Raw genomic sequence first — 17,965 nt, forward strand, 5'->3', positions numbered from 1 at the left:
GAGTAACTATGCCTTATTTGCGTGCAAAATGGAATCAAAGTGACTAGAAGATGTTATTTTAATTTCAGCTGTCAATTAATAAGCAGCTGTAAAACCGTCATTCGTTTATCCTGTGGTCAACATCCCGCAGGAGATGCCAGTTACAGTGATTCTCAACAGAGGTAAATCTTTTCTTTTCATAGCCTCAATTTGAATGAGATTTAAAGGATGAACCATTGTAGATCTCAATTGTATACTTTCACCAAGCCAGGGCTGATGGAAGCAAAAGTCTTTCTCACCGGTTATTTCATAAAAGAACAGAATGCTTGAGTCCAGTTCGTTTTGAAAAGGCTTAAGATATTCATCAGAGCCGGTTAATTGATATAAATATTGTTCCCAGACCGGTAAATATACCTTGGAAAGGGTGACCCCTAATTGTTTAACAAAGGCTGCAAAAAGAGCATTTTCTTTATAAAGGGCTTTTAGCTTGTTCTGCTCCTCATCCCTAAGCTCAAGCCAGGTAGAACCAATACCCCACCAGGTTGGGAAAAGAAGCCTTGTTTGTGTCCAGCACAAAATCCAGGGAATCGCGCGAAGTTTTCTCTGATCAGGCCCTGATTTGCGCTTGGTAGGCCGCGAGCCAATTTTAAGCTCGTTTAGAAAATGATAGGGGGATGCCTGTTCAATCGTAGGCCAGAACCATTCGCTTTGAATCAGTGTTTTATATTTCTGACTCACTTTGGCTGAGAATGATTGCAGAGCTTCAGGATATTCATTGACAGTGTTTGTTTCTTTTTGCGCGTAAATATCAAGAAATTTATCAATCTGGCTCTTAAGAATTGAATTCGAACCAAAAAGCCTTGCGACCATTTCACCCTGAATGGTTGCTTTATAATTAGACATTAATTCCTTGGACCAGGAGGCCGTTTGCTCTTTAATATCCCCGCCTCCTCGCTCAATGCTGCCGCCGGAGCCATGAAAAAAGATGGGGCAGAGTCCCTTGCTTTCGAGAGTGGATTGAATGCGTCCCAAACTTTGAGCAATCATAAGCCGAGAAGGTAAAACGCCATTCTCTTTGGAGGAATCGGAGTACCCCAGCATGACTTCGTAGTTACCATTCCACTGTTCAATATGCTTTTGCCTGATATCTTCGGTGATCGACTCATTTAGAATTGCATCAGCGCTGGTTAAGGCGAGTTGATTCTCAAAAAGAGGAACAACCGGAAGGGCATAAGTTTGGAAGATTTGCCTGACCAGCGTGATTCCATTTCTTATATCTTCAGCGGACTCAACCATACTGAGAATAAAACCGCGAATATAATTTTTGGGATCTGTTCCATGAGTTATTGAATAAACCTGTTCAAGCATTCGGGTGATGGTGGTTTTTTTGGGGCTGATTAAACTCTCTTTTACGATAGCTGAATCCTCTCTAAGCTCTAAGGGAATGACCAAAGCGGGATAGAGCTGAAAAATGCTTGAAATAATTGAAAATTGCTCGGGAATGAAATGAAAGAACGCCATGCTATTGGCTTGGAGATCGCTTAAATCATGTTTAAATGCGGATACTTTTTCATTATCCTTTTCGCGAATCTTTCCAAGATTCTGCGCGCTTTTGACAAGCTTAAGCAATTGATTAGTTAAGGCTTTGTTTTCGGCTAATGCGGTCGAGAGTCTGGCAATTTCAATGATTTCTTTCAGTAATTCCTGAATGTGGCGAATAAAAAAGGATCGAGAGAGCTCGAGACTTTTCACCATTATTTTCTCGTCGACACCCGAATGACCATCTTTATCCCCACCGACCCAGGTCCGCAATTGAACGGGAATGCCTTCCGCCAGAAAGGAATGATACAAATTAATGTTATGTGGATTGAGCGCGTACTGATAAATATAGCGCGCTTCATCTTCCACGCTGGGCTTCTCGTGATAGGAAATGCTAATCTGCAGTGAAATTTTAAGCATCTGATCAAAGCAGGATTCGTTCACCAGGTAGGGAGATTTGAGTGATTCCACAAGACAATCGCGAATTGACTTGAAAAGCTTTAAAAATTCATTGGTCCGCGCTTCGGTGGGATGTGCCGTTAATACATAATGAATCCCTTGAGGTTTGTCAGGATAAACCCTTTCTTCTCTCTGATTAATACGAAAAATACGATAGGCGCTTTCGCAGGCGTTAATCAGCTCCATCATCAGCGAAAACGCATGCGCTATTTGATAGAGCTGATGTCGGTTTAGTGTGGAAAGACTGGTTTGTAATTCAAGCAGGGCATTTTTTAGCGTTAACGCATCCCTGCCTATGGTGTCCTGCATTGCAATACGGATATGCTCAAATCGTTCAAAGGCCTCTATTCCATACACGTCTTCAATGGCCTTCCCTAAACGAGAAAGTGACCATGAAACCATACGGCCAAGTTCTCTTGGCAGATGAGAGACATTTTGCTTCATTAAAACTCCGATTTTAGAGGCTGTCGACTAAATCCTTACTGCGCACGCCATTGAATTTAAATCATTTTATCGTAAGCATTGTAATACATTTATGTAGAGGGGGAAATGCTTGGGGAAAGCGCTTTCTTAAGCAAAGTGTTGGGTATGGGGTTGATTTATAAATAATGCTATTATGGGCAAAGCTTCAACCTAAGACTCGTTATGAATGATTTAACTTTAAAGGAACTACTTTCGACAATTCATAGCTTTGAAGATTATGAAAAGCTCAAATCCTTAATTGAAAATGATCTGGTGAAAGCAATTATAAATAAACACCAATTGCCCGAGGCTGCATTAACTTTATTTCCTGATGGAACCAACATTGTTTTTTCGTTCGGGACTAAGGTCATTAAAATTTTTCCCCCTGTACATCAAACTCAGTTTAAAAGTGAACGCCTGATATTAAAGCATCTGGATGGAAAGTTATCAGTAAGAACACCCAGACTTGAAGAAGAGGGAGAGCTATTCGGTTGGCCTTATCTAATTATCAGCCGGCTTGAGGGAACGCTTTTAGAGACTCTCTGGGAAACGATGCCCCAAAATAATAAAATGGTGATTCTTCATGAGCTGGGAGAACTCATTCGGGAAGTGCATACTTTATCCACAGAAGGGCTTGAGGCGATTGATTGCCATTGGCCGCAATTTATTGAAAAACAAATTGCCCAATGCGTAACAAACCACCAGAACAAGGGATTTCCACCAGTGCTGCTGAAGCAGCTTCCTGATTATCTTGATTCGGCTAAGGAATTAGTCACATCCATTAAAAAGCCAGTTATTTTAACGGGTGAGTATACTCCAATGAATTTCCTGGTTAATCACAAAGAGGATATGTGGCATATCAGTGGATTGATTGACTTTGGCGATGCAATGTTAGGTTTGCCAGAATATGATTTGCTGGGCCCTGGAGCTTTTCTAATTCAAGGCGACAAACAATTACTAGAGACATTTTTAATAGCTTATGGATATTCTTCCTCTGAGTTAACAGGCAAATTAAGTCATCAGCTGACCGCATTAATGCTGCTTCACCAATACAGTAATCTGAAGGTTCAGATTAGAATTGCAAACTGGGAAGAGCAGGTTCAAAGTCTGGAAGATCTTGAGAGTCTGGTATGGGGGGTTAAGAGATAGTTTTAAATTCCAGTCGCTTAGAAAAAAAACTTCAATAAATACTCCCATGACAGTAATTTCGGGCCGAGAATGGTTAGTCAAAACTATATCATGAATCGATACAGGATATATGATATACTCAAGGATGAATTTGCCATTGAAAACCATCCAATATCTGCTTTGTCATTGCGAATGAGAAATTCTCTCATCTGAGTGAAATGCGATGTTTGCTTATGATTCACATTTTTAAAAAATAGGATAAACCCAATGACCCAACTATGCCCAGAATGCAATTCAGAATATACCTATGCCAGTGGTACGCTATTTGTTTGCTCGCAATGTTCCTATGAATGGCCTCAAGAGACGGAACAACAGCAAGAGGATCATACAAAAGTGGTTAAAGACGCGCATGGGACGGTGTTAAACGATGGCGATACCATTAGTGTGATTAAAGATTTAAAAATCAAGGGATCTTCCCAAGTGGTTAAGGTCGGAACAAAAGTAAGAAACATCCGTCTGGCTCCTGATGAAGATCATAATATAGACTGTAAAATTGAAGGAATTGGGCCAATGAAACTCAAATCAGAGTTTGTGAAAAAAGCCTAGGCGTTTTTTATATCAGAACTGGAACCAAGGCAGGATATTATTCTGCCTGAATCAGTATTTGTCTGAATATATTCGGGTAATCCGCTTGAATAGTGTGAGTAACTTAATGTTTAGCTTGTTTTCTAAATCGAGTACATTCTTTTGGTATTTACTTAGTGGGCTTCCACGGTTTTTTCGAGCAAATAAAATATAATTTCCACTGAGAGAGAGACCTGCAAATACTTCAGAGAAATAACCCTGCAGGCACTGAATGAAACTTGAATTATATTCTGGAAGTTGATGGTAGTTCACTACAAGCCATCCACTATTATCCAAAATTCTATGGCATTGCAGAATGAATTTTTTTTGTATTTGAAAAGGATCCATTCCCTGCTTTTGGTACATGTCCGCAAAAATAATCTGAGTGCTTTGTTCTTCGCTTTGATGCATTGCTTTTTGTGCGTCAGAAATCACTACATTAATATTGGGGTGGGTTGGCATCAAAAAGAAATTGAGAGCGACCTCATGCACTTTCTTACGAAGTTCAATGGCGTGGATAGTGCATTGAGGTATAAGGTAGTGCAAGGCGTGAAGAAGACTTCCACCACCAAGGCCTAAAATAGTCACGTGCTTAGGATGAACAAAGGCGAGGACTAGTAGCATGATTCGGCAGTATTCATGAGCCGGAATATGAGGTTCTTTCAAATTCAGGCAGCTTTGTTCATAAATGGGATCAAAGGCGAGGATCCTGTTCATTTTCTTGTCAATGACGAGTATTTCACCCCAGCGATCTCTGGTGCGATAAATAATAGCATCACCAAAAAAATCTTTCTCATTTCGATTAGGTCGTGTGAATGCTGAAAACATGATATTCCTTAAGATAGCAGGGTGCATCAACAGTGCTTTAAAATAAAACAATTGATGAATTGATTCTGGAACACTAATTTATTGGTAGAAGTGTATCCTCAACAGGATTATATCATATACCGATATTCGATTTAAATCTTAATGGAATGGACAGAGGCCTTCCTGAGGAATCGATAGGGTTAACGTTCAATCTGCGGCAAAGGACTAACCGTCGTATGGGTTTGTCTGGCTCGCCATAGATCCCATTTTTGTTGAATATTGAGCCAAAACTCTGGCTCTGTGCCTAAGGATTCTGCAAATGATAGAGCGGAATCAGCAGTGACTCCTCGACGCATATTAACGATTTCATTAAGACGGGCATAGGTCCAGCCTAAATGTTCAGCAAATTGCTTTTGAGACAAATTAAGCGGCTCCAAAAAATCCTTCAATAAAACTTCCCCGGGGTGCGCTGGCGCTTTGCTGGTTGGTGTCATAGTGCAAGAATAGTCGATTAGAAAAATATATCTTATACCGATATAGAGGGTTTTGATAAAGAAATTTCACTATTTTATGTGCATTAAATTAAAAAATTATTTTGTATCGATTTTGGCGAGAGGATACTCCATATTATACGGATTGGAGATCACACAAACATCTCTGGAGAATCCTGTTTCTATATCGTAAGAAACTAACTCTCTTTCTTAATCCAATCTTCAATCGCTAGAGTGCTCGCCATAACGGTATTCACTACCTGCTGGTAGTGAAATTCTAATTGTTCTTTTTCCCCTGATTTCCAGTATTGCTCGAATGTTTGGCAGGCCATCTTCAATCGAATGGTACCCACATAAACAGCACCGCCTTTAATTTTATGAATGAGTTGCTGGGTTTTATCCCAATCCGCCACGTGGTGTGCAATTTTCAATTTTTCCATATCTTCAGGCAGGGAGTCTGTAATCATAAAGCGAAGCATCTCGGCAACACTGGCTTCATCACCCAGTGTTTTCATACCTTCTTCAATATCTAGTAAGGGGAACTCGGTCAACGCATTAGCTTGTTTTTCTTGTAGGTCAGTGCTTGGTGGAGAGGCTTCTTCTTTTCGGTGCCCGGGAATAAAGGCTTTCACAATATCCGCACAGTTTTTAGCGGTTAGCGGCTTGGTTAGCACTGCATTCATTCCGGCATCAATACACCGTTTTTTATTCTCATCGCCTGCATGCGCGGTCAATGCGATAATAGGAACGTGGACTTTATGTACTAATTCTTGCACTCGAATGGCATGGGTCACCTCATAACCGTCCAAATCAGGTAAACCAATATCCATAAAAATCAGATCATAGGGCTGAATTTTCGTGAGTTCCAGAGCCTTTCGACCAGTGTTAGCTATGTCGACCAGGCAATTTAAAGCAGAAAGCATTGATTTGGCAACGGCTTGCGCGATGACATTATCTTCTACCACCAATACACGGTGCTCACCTGAGAAGTCCAGCGGTTGAAGCGGTTTAAATTCCTGTGCATAGGTTTTGGTGTACAACTCATCCGTCGCATTTTCCAAGTGTTCTTCAATGCCGGACTCGTCAGCGATTAACGACTCTTTGAGGGGAATAAGGCAAGTAAATCGAGAACCCTTTCGCGGTTCGCTTGTAACATAAATTTCCCCCTCCAGCTCATCAATGAATTGTTTAACTACCGAAAGCCCAAGGCCAGCGCCTTTATAAATGCCCTGATAAGAGGGTGTTAATCGTTTAAATTGAAGATAAATTTCTTGTTGCTTTTCCTTAGGAATACCCATTCCTGAATCTTCCACAACGATTTGAGCGATAATATCTCGTCCAGATTGCCTGGCGAGAGTAACGGATAAAGAAACAAAACCTGTGTCTGTGAAATTGAGAGCATTGGCAACGAGCTCAAGAACTATTCGATGAATGCGAATTTTATCGCCTATAAAATAAATGGGCATCTTTGGGTCATAATGAAGACGAAGCGATAGCCGCTTATGGGCGGCTTTGGATCGGTTTAACTCAATGATATGTTGCAGGCTATCTTTTAAATTAAATTTTTTTCGCAGCATCGGAATATCACCCGAACTGACGCGAATCGCTTCCAGAATTTCGTCTAATAATTCGAGTAAGGCATGACTGGAGGCAACAAGATTATCCACATATTCTTTCAAATGAGGGTTTTGTGTTTCCATTTTTAAAATATCAGCAAATCCAACAATCCCTGTAAGGGGGGTGCGAATGTCATGACGCATATTTTCAAGAAACTCCGTCTTCGCTTGGCTGGCTGCTTCCGCCTTTTCTTTTGCGTCTTGCAATGAATGTTGCATCTGTTTTTGTTCAGTAATGTCTGTATAAATGGCCAGTACCCCATCGACCTTGCCATTTGAATCGAAAAGGGGAACTTTAGAGGTCAGCAATACGCGTGTTCCTTGGCCCGGCAGGGTTTGAACTTCTTCGATATTGAGTTTTGCTTTTCCTGAGTTAATAATCTCCTGATCGTCGCGGCGATAGGCCTCACTTTGTGTTTTAGGAGTTGGCAGGTCAAAATCGGTTTTCCCGATGATTGCGCTATTTGAAGGGAGTCCCATGGCATCTGCCATGGTTTGATTGCAACCGAGATAGATTAAATCTTTATTTTTCCAGAAAATTGTAAAATTAGGCAGTAAATCAATGATAGACATCTGCAATAGTTTGGCTTTTTCGATGGCTTGAATGAGGGTATTAACGGGTTGTGACTGTAAAACCCAATTCCCTTGATGCGGATAAAAAGCCCACTGTAAATGCAAATCCCCGTGAATCGTTAGAGGCATGCTGTCTAATGTAACCCGGTCGTTTAACAGCGATATACTCAATGAACTCAACGCAGAAATAGTGGACAAGAATTTATTGTGATATTGGCCAATCTGCTGGATAAATGCGGAATTGCAGTGTTCGATGAGTCCTTCCTTTGTGCTTATCAATGCTGGGAAGGGGTAGTCTTCCAAATCCTTTTTATTAGTCATTATTAACGATTGCTGGTCTTTTTTAAAGCATAGCTGTTTTTATGAAAAAGAAGGTGGGGCATTCACATTTGTCTGTGAGTTTTTAATCTCATGGAATGTATGCAGGTTGGTGGTTGCCCGTATATCGCTGGGTTTTGTTAATATCTCGCCTAGCCCATGAGCAAGAATACCGTCAGAAGGATAGCGAAAACCGTTATGGATTTGAAGATTGACATTTTTAAGAAGAGCGAGAGTGTCATTTTCGACATCAAAAATATTGCTCACTTTGCCTGGAACGATTGAAATCACATTGTCTTTTTCAAAGGTGACTGCACTGCGAAACTCAGTTTGAGTTCTAAATTTAGCTAATACATTGCCTTGCCAGGCTCTAAATTGAAAGCGCTCGCCAAAATCCGGCCAAAACCGATTCATTTCGGCTTCACAACGGGGCTTAATCTCCGTTTTAATATATTCTTCATCAATCTGATTTAAAATCTTGTAGGCTTCTTCAGTAGTGGAACAAGATTCCATAATGGTATATTGTCCATGCGTTAATAAATAACGGTGATTGAACGGCTTTGAATCCACTAGCGGCATAAGGCAAGGAAACAGGCCATCCATCATGATAACAGAGAGGGGCTTTTGCCCGGGGTCGCTATCTTCATAAATTAATCCCAGGCAGGGTTGATAGGCGATTTCAAAGGGAAATGGTAATGCTTCTTTCGGTTGGAAGGATTGAAAGCTCGACGCGTTAATGACTTTATCAAAGGGAACACTTTGTCCATTCATATTAATAGACGCACCATGCTCGCCAGGTTGAAGTGCACTGATTTCGGTATCTAACTGCAATTTGATACCAGCTTGATCCAATGCTTTGCGAAAATAATTTCGGAGCGGCTCACCAATTAAGATGCTAGGTTCTTTAATATTATGTGCGCTAAACACATTCTCAAAATCCCATTCACTGGGGGAAACTGCTGTATCCTTCTGAAACTCATCACACACTGACTTAAACTCAGAAGTGGTGACATGAGAGGGTTTCCCCATCGAGTCGTTATTCCCAACCGCATAGATGGAGTATTCATGATCAACTACCAGGTCAGGATAGGTTGTCATAAATTTTTCAAATCCTCGTCGACAACTTTCCCTGGTTTCGGGCGAACGCGGATAGTGAGAGCCACAATGCAGGCGAATTCCGAATTGGCCCGAAATACCCTGGAAAATATCCTTATTTTTATCAATTAAGGTGACTTTGTAACCTGCTTTGGCTAGAGCCAATGCAAGATGGCAACCATACCAGCCTGCTCCGATAATGGCAATTTCCATAATGCCTCTCCAGGGGACCTGCTTTTTAAAGTATGGATGATTTTTGGCTCAATTGGTGGCGTTACCTGGTTGATAGGTGTATGGATGTATACGGGGCTCAAAGGGAGTAGCCAGATTATATTCAAACTAATTTATTAATACTTATCAATGGCATAACATCGGAAATGCATTTAAAGAAGACAGTGTCAAAATGTCAAGACTGGTTCTTCTAAAAAAAAGGCGATACAATGCACTTCCCCAAAATATGCCTGTTTTCCTGGCTTTGTGGATAAGTTTTCCGTATCCCCCCCTCATCACCTTCTCCAAACGTCTCGCTTACTTCATAACCTCTTGACCATAAAGGCCTGTCAGGCATTCTGTGGGGAAAATACTCTTGCCAGTTATCCACAAAATCTGTGGATAACCGTGTGTATAGAATGTGGCACCCCTTATATCTAAGGAAAAATGAACGCTGCCCAGACATTTTTCAATGTGTATCGCTGCCAAGGACACCTAACGTTCCTCCGCTTGCCCAAATGTTGATGGCATTGGCGTCTTTTAGTCGCTTCGCCAATTAAAAATCAAGAATTCAAAGCTTTGAACCTGGTTAGAAAGTATCTTGCTATTATTGGCTCAACACCTTAAGACAAAGGAGTTAATATGCTGCCGACTGCGGATTTGCCAACCAATCTTCATAGGTTAGTGCAAAACGAAAATGATCTTGCCAGATGCCATTAATTTTCAAATAACGTGGGGAAAAGCCTTCTTTGATGAAACCGTTTTTTATTGCCAGTTGTATCGATGCCGTATTTGTAGGCTGGATATTCGCTTCAATTCGATGAAGATTTAATGTTGTGAATATTTCACTAAGTACTAATTTTAATGCCTGACTCATCAATCCTTTTCCAGCATACTCTGCGTTGGCGTAATACCCTAAATAAGCACTTTTAAATAAACCATGCATAATGCCACTGACATTAAAAACGCCTATTATTTTTTGGTCATCATTCCAGGCAATGTAGTATTGTTCCGTTTCTTGTTTGTTCTTCTTTAAATAAGTTTGAAATTCTTCAGGGGTACAGGGCGCAGTCACAAAAGGGAAATGAAAATCCCGGCTATTTTTCATTGTAGAAATAAATACAGTTTCATCCTGAGCGCAAGGTCGGGCAAGTAAAATCATTTTTAACTCATCAGACATTTAATTCGGCAGAACATTTTATCACCCTGGATCTTTTTCTTGGCAAATAAATAAAATAAATAAGAAAAAACCAAGTATACCAGCTAAAATCCAACATGCATTATAGCTATAATATTCCATTAAGAGGCCTGATACGACAGGTCCAACAATCAGGCCTGAGGTATATGCGCTTCTCCAGGCACCGGCCGCCATCCCTTTTCTTTTTTTTCCTGCAGACTCATAGCATTCCACAAAAGATGTGGGCATGAATAACATTTCTCCTAGGATAAACGTTAAGCAGGCCAGCATTGCTGCTGCAATACTGTTTACTATCAGCAATGCAAATAAGCCTGCACCTAATAAAAATCCGCCAATTGCCAATTGATGATTGATTTTTAAGGGGGATGCTATTTTTGTTATTTTGACTTGAAATAAGGAAACAATAATAGGATCTAGCCAGAAAAGGGTTGCAGTGATAGTAAAATTTGAAAACGTTTCATTTAGAAAAAGCGGGTAAGCAATACGTTGCTGAGCGTAGATAATTCCTGCTACAAACACTGCGCTAACGGTAATATAAAGCCGTTTATTGTTGCCGTGCTGCTGGTTTATTTCCTTTTCTTCGTGAGGCGAGTTCGCAAGAGAGTATTTATCTATATGCAGATACTTCATTGCATTCAGAGCAAAAAGAAGGAAAAACAGACCAATTATTTCAAAAATTTGTCCATAATATTGTGCTGCAAAAAACATAATCAATAGTATGGAGCAGCTGCTACCAAGGTTTTCGCTTACCACTTTCATACTTTGTACAAAACGAAGGCTGTTTTGATCTTGCGGAGCGTGTTGCAATAAAAGGCTATTATTCGTAGTGAGAAAAATACTTGTTGCAATCCCGATAATGAATGCACATCCAGATATTGCAAGAAAATCAGTACTTTGAGGCAGGCAGAAAAAACTTAGCCCCAGAACGAGAAAACTGATGATAATAATATTTTTACAACTCATTCTGTCTGCTAAGTATGTGGAGCATAGCGCGCCTGATAATGCTCCAAATCCAACCACTGATCCAACCTGACCAATTTGCAATTTTGTTAATGGTGTAGACGTTCCTAAATATAATGATAAGTAGTAAGCAATTCCTCCTGCTGCACATTCCAGGAACGAAAAAAGAAGAAGCAAATAGCAGGTTTTTGAAAGTCGGGGCAGTGAACTTAATCGATGAGACAGTACAGCAAACATATTTTTCCTTAAATATCAGAATTTCTAATCTATGAAATTAACAGATCAAGAATTCTGAGCGAGTGTATGTGGTTATTAGACAGTTTTATTTTATGAATGTTGCTTTAACTCTTTTTGAAACAAGCATGTAGGGTATCCATATAACAGCCACAATTACCGAATGCGCAAGCTCCCTAATTGTATCAGGGTCAAATACAGGTTCGTCTGGTGCAACCATCTTTACTGCAAACGCGTCTGCAACAATAAATACTATGCTAAAAATAGCGATTCCAATAAACCATTTTGGAAAGTTTCTGCTCTTGGAAAAAAACAGGTATGCAAGATAAAGCAAGAGCATGAGCAAAATAAAATTGATCGATAATTCTCCGATTATAATAGGTCCCCAAAGTGGGTTATATCCCTCACTTCCTTTAGTGGTCAGTGCTTCCCATGTACCTGAGGAAAATATTTGAGGATAGGTAGTCAAGAGGGTAAAGACAATCCTTATCGGAGCCAGAACCATTCCTATAGCCACTAATATCAGCCATCCATTGATACCTTCAGGATTCTTTTTTATGTCCATAATTACACCTGATAATGCTGTTTCATAAATGCGAGTGCTATTTTTTTGTATATTACGTTACATAGGGGATTTTGCCAATAATTGAATATGAACTGTTTGGGTCTACACCAGAACCAATCATTTCTGCGCCTTGCCATCATTAAATGCCAACCAAAATTTTGGTTGCGTTTCGGACGAGGCGCGTTGTTTCCATTGTTGTCACTATTTGTCATTCAAATCCCCATCAGTTCCTCTCAGGGGTTCAAAAGATGAGTATAACAGTGTCGTACTCAAGACGCGCAAATCTCACGCAGGATAAAGGATTAAAGAAAACGATAATTATCATTATTAAACTGTAAAAAGGATTTTTGCTTTTGGTAATGAATTGATTTAACTAAAACGATTCCGCGTTCGTCTTTATTTTCTTGTTGCTGAGGTTCTATATGAATCACGTGTGTGAAATGCCTGCTGATTGAACGTCCGCCTGCAATATACTCCAAAGATTCAAAATTAAATTCTTTATTGACTTGGCTGAGTATTAATACCCTCAATGCATGTTGCTGTGCAATTAATTTCAATTCACGCACAAAATCATTATATGGATCCATTTCTTCATGGGACATAATAGCTTGTAAATAATCAACAATTAATAAAGAACCAGGCTTATCTTTTTTAATTTTTTCAATTATAGTTTTTTGATCAAAACAGTTTTCCACTATCTCTATGTATTGCTCTTGTTGCAAATCACACTCAACATTGGAAAATGAAATTTGATTTAAACGCTCAAAAATGAAGGATGCATTAACATGTAAAGAGTAATATTTGACCGATAATTTTAATTGAGATGCACACAAAGCAAGGTTAAGAGCAAAAGATAATTTTCCTGCTCCTTCCGCAGCAGATAACAATAACATTTCTCCAGGAAGAAATGATTGCCAAATGGACTCAAGATTATTCATGCGTACTGATTTAAAATATTTCTGCATTAATGTCCAATGAGTAAATCCATAATCATTGGCAACAAGATCAAGAGCTTGGCTTAGCGGAATGCTCTTAGCTGAGGCTATTTGTTTTGCAGATAATTTAAGAGACTTTATTGAAGGAATACTTTTAGGCAAAGACATTATTTCGATTCTCATATTAGCGAAAAATAAACACTCCCTTCCTAATATTTATTTTTCTAAATATAAAAATCGAATTTCCTACTCACTGAGAGTTTTGCACTGGAAGGGGGCTCGCTTAGGAAAAGCGTTATTTTGTAAGTTATAAAAAATAGTTTTATTTGTCAAATGAAAAAATTGCGCTTAATTTAAGAGGGTATGGAATATAGTTTCGTCCAAAATGGAGAGCCTATGAATTTTTTCGATTTATTAATACTCATATGGGAACCCTTAGGATGAGTGAAGTTTCACAGCAACTTATAATACATTGCAAAATGTGAAGGCGGCTAAAACCTGGTGATACGCCTACGTGCAACCAAAATATTTGCTATATGTTAGCTAGCTTAAGTTTTCTTCTACCTCTGAAAATTTGAAAAAAGGAAATTCCTTTATTATTTTTTGTTGTTCAGGCCAGCTCATTGTTAAGGGCATTACGTCTGTTTCAAACAAATAATAATACACAGAAGGGATATCAAAAGGCATTACATTTTCAATGACATAATATTGTACACGAGCTGCGCCAGCACCCGAGTCGGATAAAGCTTCGACAATGCATAAATAAGTGTGTTCCCTATATACAATTTTCAACCATTCGGCATGACGTGATATCATACCTCCAGGTCCAATGTAAGGATTTATAGAAAGATTAATTGCTTTTTCTAATAATAAATTATAACCATTTATAAACACTGCAGAATCCTCATGACATTCTGAAGTTCCATAATGAATACCATCCCCAATGGTTTCTATTTCTACATAACATCTGTCTTTGGCGCAAAACAAACCGCCATCATCCCACCAATGTGCACCAGGTTGTGGCATCTTTTTAATAATCATACCTGCCCCCATGCTCATATTATTCCTGCAGGCATCGACCACTTCCCCTGGAGGAATGGCGTTAAGTTGTAATGAATAAAGAAGGATAAAAGTAAGTGGGAAAAATTTAAGTTGTAAAGACATTAAAATACTTAAATGTGAATAAATTCGCTCTATTATAAAATAATGAATGATACACGTCGCCATTATGATGAATGGATAACCAATGCGCAGATCTATAGTATTCAATAAGTCCACATGCCCACTTCAATTGCAAAGGGTGGGGACGGTTGAAACCAGGTATGAGGCGCCTGCCTCCATGGCTTTGTTTAGAGAGGAAGATATTTGACTAAAGATTTGAAACTTGAACAGCATCCTGTTTGAATTCTAAACTAAAATACGGTCTCTTTCTTTGATTCATTACTTTCACTCCTATTGGTTATATTATAACCAATAAAAGTGTCCAGGCATATTAGACATTACAATTGCCCGGATTTTTATAGCCATTTTAGATTTGTTCCTAGATAAATATACGATATATAATTATGTCGTACTCAAACACGTAAATTTAATACGAGGCTATTTTAGGGTTACCTATACGAAATGTTTCAATAATTAATTTGGGCAGTCTTATAATACTGCCGTTAATGGATAATATTGTAACAATTACTACTGTTAGAATTAGCGGTTTTTGTAACTTACTTTTTATGTCTGGAAGGGGTATTAAAACAAAGATTGAATAGGCCAATAGACAAAAATAGGTACTAAAAGTAGATATTATATAGTTTATGCCACTTTCTGGTGTTATTTCCTCTAAATGATTTATTAATCCAGTTGCGATGAGTAAAAATAAATTTGATGTTGTAATGACTATAGTTGTGTAAAAAATTAAAATAATTTTAGAGGGCGATGGACTTGACGTTGTTTTTGAGTTTGTCAGCAATACAAATATCGATATTAGAGGAATTATCATTGTTATTAACATAGCCGTAATGGGCATGAAATAAAATATAATTGATAAGAGTGTTGCATTTATAATATGTAAAAAAAGGAATGTTTTTATCAGTTTTCCTATGAGTTTTATTTCCGCCCTTCTTTTTTTCTTCTTTATAACTAATTTATCAAATAGAAGACGAAATTTATTACCGAAAAGAAATGAGCATGTATGCTCGTTGTTGATAAGTCTTTTTTGTAAATTACTGGAAATTGATGGAGGGAGGGTCAGCAAAAATATAATTATTACAAGTACAAAACTGACAAATAATGAGAGAGCAATTAAACTGTCATAACTTCTTATAGGAAAATATTTTATTTCTAAGAAATAGATCGAAAAAATCAGCAAGCTTAGTAATAAAGAGGAATACCAGAGTCCTAGCGCATTATTTTTAATTATTTGTATAATTTTACTAATGTCAAAATTCATGTAATTACCTATTTAAAGACTACTCCAAAATATTATCCAAAGATTTTCACGAAAAGATGTACAACGATCGCTCTTATCTACCACTATTACTGAATACAACTAGCAATAAACTTAGTGAAGGGAACAATATTTTGATCAACACTAGCTTGCTCTAGAGCTTCCATATATTCGTTTCTTCTATCCACAGGAATAATAGTCCATGGATAATGGCCACTCGCCAGCATAACATTCATCAGAAAACGCCCAATTCTGCCATTACCATCTGAATAGGGGTGGATATAAACAAAAAAGAAATGTCCGAGAACAACTCTAACAGCAGGTTCCGTTTCCTGGGTTATTAACTGAAAAAACTCTTCCATTAGTTCACTAACGATTTGCCAACGTGGAGGAATATGTTTTGATTGACGTATAAATACAGGGCTTCGTCTATATCCTGCCAGATCAGTTGGTTTTAAAAGACCTACAGCAACGCTAGGTTGAAATAATTCTCTATACCAATCCCCATGTTCTTTTTGTACTATTTTTCCGGGGTTTTCTCCATTCAATATTTCCATAAGGCTCTTTTTTACTGCTTGGAATGCTTGCCAGTATCCACGGGCAGCTAATGCACTACGGTGATTTCGATCTTGTTCTGTAGCATCAGGATTCCATTGTCCAGAACGAACTTTTTCAATTAAGTCAGGGCTTACTTGATAACCTTCAATAGATAGAGAATGGTAGGCGTCTGAAACATAATTTTCGTCAACTTGTTCTAGATATCCTTTAATATCAATTGTCGTAGGATGTGGGCTAGGGAAGTTTTCTCTAACTGTATCGCGCATATCATGCCACATAACTTCCAAACGACTGCGATAAGCTGGCTTATAAGTTGCGGAAAAATCTATTGGTGTATTTGTTAAAAATGGATCTTCTTCCCGTATTTGATAACCTGCACTCTCCATGGTTTTTTTGATCTCTTCTGCCACGTGAGATTTGCCGATATTTTTAAGCGCACCGCAAATTCTTCCTGCTATCCAGGAATGTCCTTCCTCTAATAGATAATGCAGAAGATCAGATGCACTATTAAATATTGAAAGAACAGAGCGTGCTTCAGTAGGATATTGAGAAAAAAACTTAGGTGAACAATAGAGCAATGCTGGCACTATTGAATACACTCGCATGTCCTGCTTAATCTCTATATCCTGAGCAGCTGGCATTTTGTATTGTACTGAAAATAAGGCTGTGTTGTGAGGTAACTCCATATTACGGTTTGTTCCGTTGGGGCTGCGTATCAAGAGTTGTTTAGGCACAGTCCAATTTTCTGAATGAAGAAGTAAAGATTGTTCTGGAGAAAGGCACCATTTGTCACCAAATCGTTCATTTAAATATGAAGCACAAAAACTCCAGAAAGAAGCATACCAAGTTGTACTTTCGCCTTTTTGTTCTTCAGGTTTTATAGGTACATACCAACCTTTTACAACCTCTTCTAAAAATGCATTTTCTACAAGTCGTTCTCTATGAGTACGACTTATCTCTTTGGATTGGATGGCGTACTTACCTTGCTTTTGTAGATTGTGTAAAACTTCTAGTGACTGCGCTAGCTTTTCTGAGGGTTTCATAATATTTCAATTTATAGTTGCATGGGGAAATTATAGTATATTATGTTGTGGAAATCATAGTATATAATGTTGTTTAGATTATAGTTTATTCGGTTGTGGAAATTATAGTTTATTGCGTTATTAAATATCCGAAAAATTAAAAATAATTATTAAACATATGGTTAAATTCGTCCAATATGGATTATAAGTCCGTCTATTATGGAATATAAATGAATTTGTTGGGACAGGTGGGGCATCTAAGCTATTACTGAGCTAGACTGGTCCCTCTCCTATTTTGAAACCTTGGGACGTATGGGATACTGAAAGTTCTGCATTTAAGTAATAATATCAAAAGTTATGATAAATTCGCGATTCGCCAATTGCGAATTTGTGACCTGTTATCTTTCATTTTTAGTATCAATCAATATCCTTCGATAACACATCTTTGAAAATTGATCTTTTGTGCTTGACATTCTTCGAGGGAATACGAGTTACTTTTTCCAAGTTTAAGGAGTAAGCCCATAGCCGTCAGGCTAAGGAACTAAAATCCCTCCCCCGGGGAGGGAGCTGGCTCCCAATCGGGTTTCTTTTTTACATTTTTTATAGCAAAGCAAGCGAGACTTTCATAAAAGGAATGGATAAACGATTTTAGGCGATAGACAGAGACTAGAGCAGAAGCTAGTTCTGAGACGTTGATGATTAGGAGTTTACAGGCTTTGTAAAAGGAAAATTCTATATTGTTATGGTTTTTT

At 38.5% G+C, this 17,965-nt stretch carries 13 protein-coding genes; 2 read left to right on the top strand and 11 right to left on the bottom strand.

Annotated elements, in window-relative coordinates:
* Positions 1-105 precede the first annotated feature (105 nt).
* Positions 106-2,421, bottom strand: coding sequence for a phosphoenolpyruvate carboxylase (locus B1207_RS15585; RefSeq protein ID WP_172458327.1), 2,316 nt, complete (start codon positions 2,419-2,421; stop codon positions 106-108).
* A gap of 201 nt (positions 2,422-2,622) precedes the next feature.
* Between B1207_RS15585 and B1207_RS15590 the strand changes: the two genes are divergently transcribed.
* Together B1207_RS15590 and B1207_RS15595 are read left to right on the top strand one after the other, a co-directional pair.
* Positions 2,623-3,588, top strand: a complete 966-nt coding sequence (locus tag B1207_RS15590) for a phosphotransferase family protein (RefSeq protein WP_112220807.1) — start codon at positions 2,623-2,625, stop codon at positions 3,586-3,588.
* Between the two features lie 246 nt (positions 3,589-3,834).
* Positions 3,835-4,173: a zinc ribbon domain-containing protein YjdM gene (locus B1207_RS15595; protein ID WP_112220808.1), complete on the top strand. Its 339-nt coding sequence runs from the start codon at positions 3,835-3,837 to the stop codon at positions 4,171-4,173.
* A 51-nt stretch (positions 4,174-4,224) separates the two neighbouring features.
* Here the strand turns inward: B1207_RS15595 and B1207_RS15600 are convergent, their stop codons facing one another.
* The 10 genes from B1207_RS15600 to B1207_RS15655 form a co-directional block, all read right to left on the bottom strand.
* The gene (locus B1207_RS15600) at positions 4,225-5,019 is read right to left on the bottom strand and encodes a spermine synthase (protein WP_112220809.1); all 795 of its coding nucleotides are present in this window, start codon (positions 5,017-5,019) and stop codon (positions 4,225-4,227) included.
* A 179-nt stretch (positions 5,020-5,198) separates the two neighbouring features.
* Positions 5,199-5,492 (bottom strand): HigA family addiction module antitoxin, encoded by a 294-nt coding sequence (locus B1207_RS15605; protein ID WP_112220810.1) that lies wholly within the window; start codon positions 5,490-5,492, stop codon positions 5,199-5,201.
* A gap of 194 nt (positions 5,493-5,686) precedes the next feature.
* Positions 5,687-7,999, bottom strand: a complete 2,313-nt coding sequence (locus B1207_RS15610; protein ID WP_253255897.1) for a response regulator — start codon at positions 7,997-7,999, stop codon at positions 5,687-5,689.
* Between the two features lie 39 nt (positions 8,000-8,038).
* Positions 8,039-9,304, bottom strand: a complete 1,266-nt coding sequence (locus B1207_RS15615; protein WP_112220811.1) for an FAD-dependent oxidoreductase — start codon at positions 9,302-9,304, stop codon at positions 8,039-8,041.
* 634 nt (positions 9,305-9,938) lie between these two features.
* On the bottom strand, positions 9,939-10,481 hold the full coding sequence (locus B1207_RS15620; protein WP_253255898.1) for a GNAT family N-acetyltransferase: 543 nt from the start codon (positions 10,479-10,481) through the stop codon (positions 9,939-9,941).
* Positions 10,482-10,502: 21 nt separating this feature from the next.
* Entirely contained in the window at positions 10,503-11,696 is a 1,194-nt protein-coding gene (locus tag B1207_RS15625) for an MFS transporter (RefSeq protein ID WP_112220812.1), read from the bottom strand.
* Between the two features lie 85 nt (positions 11,697-11,781).
* Positions 11,782-12,258: a DUF2569 domain-containing protein gene (locus tag B1207_RS15630; RefSeq protein WP_112220813.1), complete on the bottom strand. Its 477-nt coding sequence runs from the start codon at positions 12,256-12,258 to the stop codon at positions 11,782-11,784.
* 302 nt (positions 12,259-12,560) lie between these two features.
* Entirely contained in the window at positions 12,561-13,361 is an 801-nt protein-coding gene (locus tag B1207_RS15640) for an AAA family ATPase (RefSeq protein WP_172458328.1), read from the bottom strand.
* A 375-nt stretch (positions 13,362-13,736) separates the two neighbouring features.
* Positions 13,737-14,357 (bottom strand): hypothetical protein, encoded by a 621-nt coding sequence (locus B1207_RS15645; protein ID WP_172458329.1) that lies wholly within the window; start codon positions 14,355-14,357, stop codon positions 13,737-13,739.
* A gap of 1,365 nt (positions 14,358-15,722) precedes the next feature.
* Positions 15,723-17,234, bottom strand: coding sequence for a Fic family protein (locus tag B1207_RS15655; RefSeq protein WP_112220818.1), 1,512 nt, complete (start codon positions 17,232-17,234; stop codon positions 15,723-15,725).
* Between the last annotated feature and the right edge of the window lie 731 nt (positions 17,235-17,965).

It is taken from the genome of Legionella quinlivanii, assembly GCF_003265995.1.
In the GTDB taxonomy this organism is placed as follows: domain Bacteria; phylum Pseudomonadota; class Gammaproteobacteria; order Legionellales; family Legionellaceae; genus Legionella_C; species Legionella_C quinlivanii_A.